An 8,397-nucleotide genomic window follows, 5' to 3' on the forward strand; every position below is an offset into this window, starting at 1 on the left:
ATTCAACGGAGTTTGAGGGTGGCGAGGCCGAGGAAGGCGAACATGATGGAAAGGATCCAAAAGCGGACGATCACCGTGTTTTCCTTCCAGCCCTTGAGCTCGAAGTGATGATGCAGCGGCGACATGAGGAAGACGCGGCGGCCTTCGCCGTAGCGTTTTTTGGTGATCTTGAACCAGGTCCGCTGGATGAGCACCGACACGGCCTCGATGACGAACACGCCGCCTACGACGACGAGCAGCATTTCCTGTTTCGTGCAGATGGCCGTGACGCCGAGCATGCCGCCGATGGCCAGCGAGCCGGTATCGCCCATGAACATTTTCGCCGGATGGCAATTGAACCAGAGGAAACCGAACGATGCGCCGACCAGCGCCATGCAGATGACGGTTAATTCCCCGGCGAGAGGATAGAAGGGGATTTGGAGATACGAGGCGACCTTCACGTGCCCGCAGACATAGGCGAGGATGGAGTAAGCGAAGGCGGCAGTGCACGTGCAGCCGGCGGCGAGGCCGTCAAGGCCATCGGTGAGATTGACCGCGTTGGACGCGCCGATGATGACGAGGGCGAAGAAACCCAGCGTGCCGACGAGTCCGAGATTGGCGATCAGCGGATCCTTGTAAAACGGCATGTAGAGCGAGCGGGCCTGCACGTCGATGTTCGGGTTGGTCAGGAAGAAGACGGTGATGATGATGGCGAGAATGCCCTGCGCCACGAGCTTGGTGCGCTCGCTCACGCCGGCGGAGTTCTTCTTGCTGACCTTGAGATAATCGTCCCAAAAGCCGAGGCCGCCGCAATAGACCAGGGTGAAGAGGAGCAGCCAGACGAAGGAGTTGTCCGGGCGCGCCCAGATGAGCGAGGAGACGATCACCGCGCCGAGCATCAGCACGCCGCCCATGGTCGGTGTACCGGCCTTGGCGCCGTGCAATTCGAAGAGCTTGTTTACTTCCTCCTTGGTGCGGATCGGCTGGCCGAGCTTGAGCGAGATCAAGCGGCGGATCGTCCAGTTGCCGCACATCAGCGAGAGCAGGAAGGCGGTCAGCGCTGCGCCGAGGGCGCGCAGCGTGATGTATTGAAAGACGTTCAGCGCCCGGAAGAAATCCTGGTTCGGATGCAGCAGCGAGAGTTTGTAGAGATAGTAGATCATGGCGCGAGCAAGCCCTCCACGATGCGCTCCATGCGCGCGGAACGGCTGCCCTTGATTAAGACGAGGTCGCCGGCCTTGGCGAGATCACGCAGCACTTTCGTCGCCTCTTCGGTCGATTCCACACGCACCACTTTCTCCACGCCCCCGCGCCAGGCGGCGTCGGTGATCCACTGCGCGTCTTCGCCGACGCCGATGACATTGTCGAGATGCACCTGGGCAGCGACTTCGCCGACCATGCGATGCCCGCGCTCCGCCTCGGTGCCGAGCTCGCCCATGCGGCCGAGCACGGCGATGCGGCGGCCCACCGCTGGCATGCTGGCCAGCGTGCGAAGGGCGGCGGCGACGGAATCGGGATTGGCGTTGTAGGTATCGTCGATCACCTGGATGCCGCGGATCATCTTTTGTTCGAGACGGCCCTTGGTGAGGCGCAGTTTCGTGAGGCCCGCCGCACATTCCTCGAGCGAGAGACCGAAAACACGGCCGGCGGCGACGGCGAGCATCGCGTTGCTCACCATGTGCTTGCCGGGCACGGCGAGTTCCGCCTCCGCGGTGCGGCCATCGGCATTGAGGGTGAACTTGGTGCCGGCGGGGCTGACGCGCAGATTGGTCGCGAAGACTTCGCCGGTGTCGATTCCGGCCAGCACGACATCCGCCCGGGTGCGCGCGGCGATGGAGGCGGAAAACTCGTCGTTGGCGTTCAGAATCAGCGTGCCGCTCGGCGGCAACGCCTCGGCGAGCATGCCCTTTTCCTGGGCGATCGCGTCCTTGCTGCCGAGAAACTCGATGTGCGCCATGCCGACATTGGTAATGATGCCGACTTCCGGCGCGGCCATCGCCGCCAGCGGCGCGATCTCCCCGGCGTGATTCATGCCCATTTCGAAAACGCCCATCTGGTCCGCGCCGCGCGCGCGCAAGAGCGTGAGAGGGACGCCGATGTGGTTGTTCAGGTTGCCTTCCGTCTTGGTCACCTGGAAATTCTCGCCGAGCACCGCGGCCGTGAGGTCCTTGGTGCTCGTCTTGCCGTTGCTGCCGGTGAGGCCGATGACCTGCAGATCCAGGCTGCGCCGGTATTCCGTGGCGAGAAGCTGAAGCGCCTGCAACGTGTCCTTGACCAGCACGACGGCGAAGCCGGTGGGCAGTTCCGCGGGAAATTCTTCGACGATCGCACCGGCGGCTCCGCGTTTGGAAGCTTCGGCGACGAAGGTGTGACCGTCGAATTTATCGCCGCGCAAGGCGACGAACAAGTCACCCGCCTTGAGCGCCCGCGAGTCGGTACAAACGACGCTCGCGGTGCCCTGCGGATCGCCGGTGGCCAGCTTTCCGCCGGCCCAGAGGGCGATTTTTTCAAAAGGAGTGGCGTCCATGGTGGCTATCCTTCGGTCCGCCGGGCATCGAGGGCTTCACGGGCGACCGCCACGTCGTCGAACGGCATGGTGCGGTCGGCAAATTCCTGGTAGTTTTCGTGGCCCTTGCCCGCGATCAGGATGATGTCGCGTGGCTGGGCCATGGCCACGGCCTTGAAGATGGCCTCGCGGCGGTCGACGATGACCTCGTAGTTGCCGCGGCGCAGGCCGGGCTTGATGTCCTCAATGATGTCGAGAGGCTCTTCTTTGCGTGGGTTGTCGGAAGTCACGATCGCGTAGTCGGCGTTCTGGTCGACGACCGCGCCCATGCGTGGGCGCTTGGTCTTGTCGCGATCGCCGCCGCAACCAAAGACGACGATGAGCCGCGCGGGATTCAATTCGCGGCAGGTTTTGATGACGTTCAGCAAGGCATCATCGGTGTGGGCGTAATCCACGAAGACGCGGAACTGCCGCTGGGCGGGCACCGCCTCGAGGCGGCCCGGCACTGCGGTGGCGGTGGCCAGGGCGAGCACGGCGGCGCGCACATCGACGCCCATGGCATTCGCCGCGGCGAGCGCGGCCAGGGAATTGTAGACGTTGAATTGGCCGATCTGCGGCAGGCGCACGAGGTAGCTCCGGCCGCCGGCGTCGAGCTGATAGCTGGTGCCGTGGAAATCGATGCGCACATTGCTGGCGCGGAAATCGGCGTGCACGCCGACGCCGTAGGTCACGACGGGGATTTCCTTCGCAAAGCGCTGCACCAGCATGGCCCCGTAGCGGTCGTCGAGGTTGATGACGGCCTTGCCCTTTTTCTTCGGCTGCGCGGCGAGCTCGCTGAACATGCGCGACTTCGCCTCGAAATAGGCCTCCATCGTCTTGTGATAGTCGAGGTGGTCCTGGGTGAGATTGGTGAAGACCGCGGCGTCGAACTCCACGCCGCGCACCCGCGCCTGCATGAGCGCGTGCGAGGACACTTCCATCGCGCAGGCCTTGCAGCCGGCGGAGCGCATCTGCCACAGCAGATCGTGTACGTCGAGGGACTCGGGAGTGGTGCGCGCGGCGGGCAGCACGCGGTCGCCGACTTCATAGCGGACGGTGCCGAGCAGGCCGCAGCGCAGCATCGCCGCTTCGCAAATGTGTTTGATGAGAAACGCGGTCGTGGTCTTGCCGTTGGTGCCGGTGACGCCCGCGATCTTCAACGCCCGCGCGGGGTGCTGAAAGTAGGCGGCGGCGCAGTCCGCCATGGCGTTGCGCGCATCGGCCACGACGATATTCGTTGCCCGTGTCTTGATCGACGCGTTCTCGCTCACGATGGCTTCCGCGCCTGCGGCAATGGCGGCGTCGATGAAGACCGAGCCGTCCACCTTTTCGCCCTTGAGCGCAAAGAACAGCGTGCCCGGCTTCACGCGGCGGGAGTCGTAGGTCAGGTTGGTGATGTCCCGGTCAGTCGGGCCATCCACCTTTACCGTCGAAACTTGGGAGAGGAGCGCGTCGAGTTTCATTGATCGCGGAAATCGCCGGTGCTTTGCCGGGCCATGACACTGCCGGTGGGGACCACCTCGGTGGCCTTGAGGTTCAGGTAGCGGGCGGCTTTTTCGCCGATGCGCGAGAAGACCGGGGCCGCCACCATGCCGCCGTAATTCTTGTCGTGGGAAACCTGCGGGTCGTCGATCAGGACCAGGGCGACAAAGGCCGGATCTTCCGCCGGCATGAAGCCGACGAAGGAGGTCACGTAATGGTCGTGACTGTAGTGGCCATCGGCATCGAGCTTTTGCGCCGTGCCCGTCTTGCCGGCCACTTTGTAACCCATCACCTGGGCCAGCGTGGCGGTGCCGCGCGGGCTGACGACTTCCACCAGCGCGTCGCGCACGGCATCGGTCGCCTTCTTGGAAGCGACGGTGCGGACTTCCTGCGGCGGGAACTGGGTGAGCACGTGGCCCTGGTCGTCGGTGATGTCGTGAATGATCTGCGGCATCATGAGGTGGCCGCCATTGGCGATGGCGCACATCGCGGCGGCCACTTGCAACGGGGTGGCGCTGACTTCCTGGCCCATCGGCATGCGCGTGATGGAAATCTTGCTCCATTTATGCGGCGGGTGGACGATGCCGCCGACCTCGCCGGGGAGATTGACGCCGGTGCGTTCGCCAAAACCGAAGCGCCGCACGTACTCGTAGAACTTCTGGTCGCCGAGCTGCATGGCCAGCTTGGCCACGCCGATGTTGCTCGATTTGACGAGGATGTCGTGGACGCTGAGGTCGGGATACGGGTGGTGATCGTGGAGCTTCACCGCGGCGAAGTAACCGTTCTCGCAATTGATCATCGTCTGCGGCTGCACCAGTTTTTCGCTGAGCGCGGCGGCGGCCGTGACGACTTTGAAAGTCGAGCCCGGCTCCAGGATGTCCGAGACGGCGCGGTTGCGGCGGTGGTCCTCCGGCACGTTCTCCTGCACGTTGAGATTGAAGTTCGGGCGATTGGCCAGCGCGAGGATTTCGCCGGTCTTCGGCTGCATGAGGATGATGGTGGCGCTCTTCGGGCGGAACTGCTTGTAGGCCGCCTCGATCTCCATCTCGACGATGTTTTGCAGGCCCATGTCGATGCACAGGCGCACGTTGTTGCCGTTGCGCGCTTCCTTCTCCTGGCCGCGGTAGGGGACGATCTCCCGGCCCGTGCGGTCGCGCTCCGAGTAGCGGAAACCGTCGTGTCCGCGGAGGAAATCCTCCATCGTGCGCTCGACGCCGTCGACGCCGACATTCGCGCCATTCACGTAGCCGAGGATGTGGCAGAGCATCTGTTCGTTCGGGTAGACGCGCGTGGAGCCCGGTTCGAAATAGACGCCGCGCATCCTGCGCTTCTCGAGCTGGGCCGCGAGCTCGGAGGCCACATTGTCCGGCACTTCCTTTTTCAGGACGATATAGGGCACCGGCACATTCTTCTTCAGCGCCTGGGAGTAGACTTCGCGGTTGAGCTTCTCCATCACCTGCGGGTGCGGCATCTTGAGCGCGGTGGAGATCAATTCCGCCATCGCGTTGCGGTCGCTGATCAAGGTGGCATCGGCCACCACGGTACGCACCGGCTCGTTCTGGGCGAGCGATTCGCCGTGGATGTCCTGGATCAATCCACGCCGTGCCGTGATCGTCTGGCGCATGACGTGATTCGCCGCCGCCTGGGCCGCATACTCGTCGTGCTTGGTGACTTGGAGATTGACGAGCCGGAACGAGAAGACGGTGAAGCAGCCGGCCAGCGCAAAGCAGGTGACTAGTGCGCGCTTTTGGGCTGTGGAGTTCACTCGTGCGTCCTTTCGTTGGAGACGGGGCGCAGTTCACCCGAATTGGGCGCCACGGGAGCATTGCTCAGGACGGTGATGTGATCGTTGGTGATCGGCACCAGCTTGATGTAGTTGGTGTCGTACCGTTCCTGGAGCTTGGCTGTGGAAGAAAGCTGGGCGATCTTGCTTTGCGCCACTTCGTTCTTGTTCTTGAGGTCGACGAGTTCGCGCTCGAGCGACTTGATCTCCGTGCCCGTGGTGTAGAGCTGGTTCTTGCACCAGACGTAAGCGAGCCCGCCTCCGGCGGCGAAAATACCGATAAAGACCCAGGTAACGAACGACGCGATGGGGATGGCGTTGGCGTGACGGCGGCGGTTAGCGCTGGACATAGGGTAACCTTTCGACGACGCGGAGTTTCGCGCTGCGGGAGCGCGGATTGGCCCGTTGCTCGGCGTCGCTGGCGACAACAGGCTTGCCGGTGATGGCTTTGAAAATGTGCAGGGGATTGGGCCGCGCTTCCGGCCACTCCGGCCGGTCGATGAATGCGGTGGTGCGCTCCTTGAAGAAGACTTTGACGATGCGGTCCTCGAGGGAATGGAAGGTGATGACGGCGAGGCGGCCGCCGGGCGCGAGGCGCTGGGAAAACTGCTCGAGGCCGTTGGTCAGCGCTTCGAGTTCGCGATTCACGGCGATGCGCAGGGCCTGGAAAACGCGCGTGGCGGGATGCGTGCGGCCGTGGCGCGGCACGACGCTCTCGACGGCTTGGGCGAGTTGCAGCGTGGTGCGGAAGGGGGTGACCAGGCGGTCGCGCACCAGGCGGGCGGCGATTTTGCGCGCCGACGGTTCCTCGCCGTAGTTACGGAAGATTTTCTCGAGCTGCTCCCCGGCCATCGTGTTCACGAGGTCCGCGGCGCTGATCAAGTTCGTGGGGTCCATGCGCATGTCGAGGGGACCTTCGCGCATGAAGCTGAAGCCGCGCTCGGGGGCATCGAGTTGCCGCGACGAGACGCCGAGGTCGAGCAGGGCGCCGTCGATATTCGCGATGCCGAGACCGTCGAGCACTTCGCCGACCTTGGTGAAACTGCTGTGCACCGCAGTGAAGCGGTCGCCAAACTCGGTGAGCCGCTGGCCGGCGAAGGTCAGCGCCTCGGGATCCTGGTCGAGACCGATGACGCGCGCGCCTTCCGCGAGGAAGGCCGCGGTGTGTCCGCCGCCGCCGAGGGTGCCGTCGACCATCACTTTGCCCGGGGCAGGCGCGAGCCGCTCGACGATTTCGGCGAGCAACACGGATTCGTGATATTCGTAGGAGCGGGTCTTCAAAGGGGTGCGCCGTGCTTTGGGCCGCGGCTTTTTGGGAACTTCGAGGCAAACGGTCATAGGCCAAAATCTGCCAGGAACGGATCGGAGGCTGACTTGGTGGTCGGGGCGGCGGCGTTCCATTCCGCGGTGTTCCAAATTTCGATGGTCTCGAGCGCGCCGCACAGGGTGACGTCGCCGGAGAGTTTGAACTGCTGGCAAAATTCGTCGGGGAGCGAGAGGCGGCCGTGCTTGTCGAGCGTGGCCTGGCGGCCTTGGGAGCCGATGCGGCGCAGGATGGCGGTGCGCTGGGGGCCAGGCATGCCCGCGGCCTGGGTGCGCATGCGGTCGAGTTCCTTGCGCGGCATGACGATCAGGCAGTTGCTCGACGAGCTCGGAATGAGGAACAACTCGACCTCTTCCGCGAAGCGCCACGGGGCCGGAATGGTGATGCGATTCTTCCCGTCGATGGCATGACAGAACTCGCCCATGAAGACGGGCGCGGCATTGTTCTGAGTGTTTTCGGCCATGGCGGGTTGCTTTGGGCTTTTCTCCCAAGTCGTCCCAAAACGACCCTATTTCTCCCAAATTCGTCCGAAAGGTCAACGCTTTTAAAGAGATTTCTTTCACTTTTGTTCCACTTGTTCCACGGCCCTCCACCGCCCCTGTGGTAATTAACTGCAATTAAATTTTCACGGGGTCGCCAATTCCGCACCTGCGCGCGAATCGAGGAAGCTGCTCGCGCAGAGCTTCGCATAGAGGCCTTCGAGCGCCAGGAGTTCCTCGTGCGTGCCGCGCTCGACGATGCGCCCGTGGTCGAGCACGAGGATCTGGTCCGCATGGCGGACGGTCGAGAGCCGGTGGGCGATGACGAAGCTCGTGCGGCCTTCCATGAGCCGGTCGAGCGCCTGCTGGATGAGACGCTCGGTATTCGTGTCGACGCTCGCGGTCGCTTCATCGAGCACGAGGATCGGCGGATCTTTCAACAGCGCCCGCGCGATGGACACGCGCTGCTTTTCCCCAACGCTCAACTTCACCCCGCGCTCGCCGACGACCGTGCCGAGGCCTTCCGGCAGACGGTCGACGAACTCACGCGCGTTGGCCGCGTCGAGCACCGCCAACAATTCCGCGTCGGTCGCTGTAGGCTTGCCGAGCCGCAGGTTGTCGCGGATCGAGCCGTTGAAGAGGAAGCTTTCCTGCGTGACCATCCCGACCGCGGAGCGCAGGGCGCTCTTGGAGAAATCGCGGAGCGGTTTGCCGTCGATGAGGATCTCGCCGGAGTCGAACTCGTAGAAGCGCGTGAGCAGATGCACGAGCGTCGATTTGCCCGCGCCGGTGTGGCCGACGAGCG

Annotated in this window: 8 protein-coding genes; all 8 read right to left on the minus strand. The window is 63.8% G+C overall.

Annotated features, from left to right (window positions below):
• Nucleotides 1-2: 2 nt before the first annotated feature.
• Nucleotides 3-1,142: a phospho-N-acetylmuramoyl-pentapeptide-transferase gene (mraY, locus tag ABJF10_RS10655; protein WP_348544544.1), complete on the minus strand. Its 1,140-nt coding sequence runs from the start codon at nt 1,140-1,142 to the stop codon at nt 3-5.
• A complete protein-coding gene (gene murF / locus ABJF10_RS10660; RefSeq protein ID WP_348544545.1) occupies nt 1,139-2,506 on the minus strand; it encodes a UDP-N-acetylmuramoyl-tripeptide--D-alanyl-D-alanine ligase in 1,368 nt (455 codons plus the stop codon). The genes mraY and murF overlap by 4 nt, the downstream gene beginning before the upstream one ends.
• 5 nt (nt 2,507-2,511) lie before the next feature.
• Nucleotides 2,512-3,987: a UDP-N-acetylmuramoyl-L-alanyl-D-glutamate--2,6-diaminopimelate ligase gene (locus ABJF10_RS10665; RefSeq protein WP_348544546.1), complete on the minus strand. Its 1,476-nt coding sequence runs from the start codon at nt 3,985-3,987 to the stop codon at nt 2,512-2,514.
• Nucleotides 3,984-5,771 carry a penicillin-binding protein 2 gene (locus ABJF10_RS10670; protein ID WP_348544547.1) on the minus strand — a complete coding sequence of 596 codons (1,788 nt, stop codon included), beginning with the start codon at nt 5,769-5,771 and terminating at the stop codon, nt 3,984-3,986. Before ABJF10_RS10670 ends, ABJF10_RS10665 begins: the two co-directional genes overlap by 4 nt.
• Nucleotides 5,768-6,139 (minus strand): hypothetical protein, encoded by a 372-nt coding sequence (locus tag ABJF10_RS10675; protein WP_348544548.1) that lies wholly within the window; start codon nt 6,137-6,139, stop codon nt 5,768-5,770. Before ABJF10_RS10675 ends, ABJF10_RS10670 begins: the two co-directional genes overlap by 4 nt.
• A complete protein-coding gene (rsmH, locus tag ABJF10_RS10680) occupies nt 6,126-7,070 on the minus strand; it encodes a 16S rRNA (cytosine(1402)-N(4))-methyltransferase RsmH (protein ID WP_348544549.1) in 945 nt (314 codons plus the stop codon). Before rsmH ends, ABJF10_RS10675 begins: the two co-directional genes overlap by 14 nt.
• A 53-nt stretch (nt 7,071-7,123) precedes the next feature.
• Nucleotides 7,124-7,576: a hypothetical protein gene (locus ABJF10_RS10685; RefSeq protein WP_348544550.1), complete on the minus strand. Its 453-nt coding sequence runs from the start codon at nt 7,574-7,576 to the stop codon at nt 7,124-7,126.
• A 162-nt stretch (nt 7,577-7,738) separates the two neighbouring features.
• Nucleotides 7,739-8,397: ATP-binding cassette domain-containing protein (locus tag ABJF10_RS10690; RefSeq protein WP_348544551.1), on the minus strand; the 659-nt coding region annotated here is incomplete at its 5' end.

Source organism: Chthoniobacter sp., from assembly GCF_040003245.1.
Classification (GTDB): domain Bacteria; phylum Verrucomicrobiota; class Verrucomicrobiia; order Chthoniobacterales; family Chthoniobacteraceae; genus Chthoniobacter.

Excerpts from the sequence above, each read along its gene's own strand:
- ABJF10_RS10675 (WP_348544548.1), bottom strand. The coding sequence starts at position 6,139 with ATGTCCAGCGCTAACCGCCGCCGTCACGCCAACGCCATCCCCATCGCG.
- mraY (WP_348544544.1), bottom strand. The coding sequence starts at position 1,142 with ATGATCTACTATCTCTACAAACTCTCGCTGCTGCATCCGAACCAGGAT.
- ABJF10_RS10685 (WP_348544550.1), bottom strand. The coding sequence starts at position 7,576 with ATGGCCGAAAACACTCAGAACAATGCCGCGCCCGTCTTCATGGGCGAG.
- murF (WP_348544545.1), bottom strand. The coding sequence starts at position 2,506 with ATGGACGCCACTCCTTTTGAAAAAATCGCCCTCTGGGCCGGCGGAAAG.
- ABJF10_RS10665 (WP_348544546.1), bottom strand. The coding sequence starts at position 3,987 with ATGAAACTCGACGCGCTCCTCTCCCAAGTTTCGACGGTAAAGGTGGAT.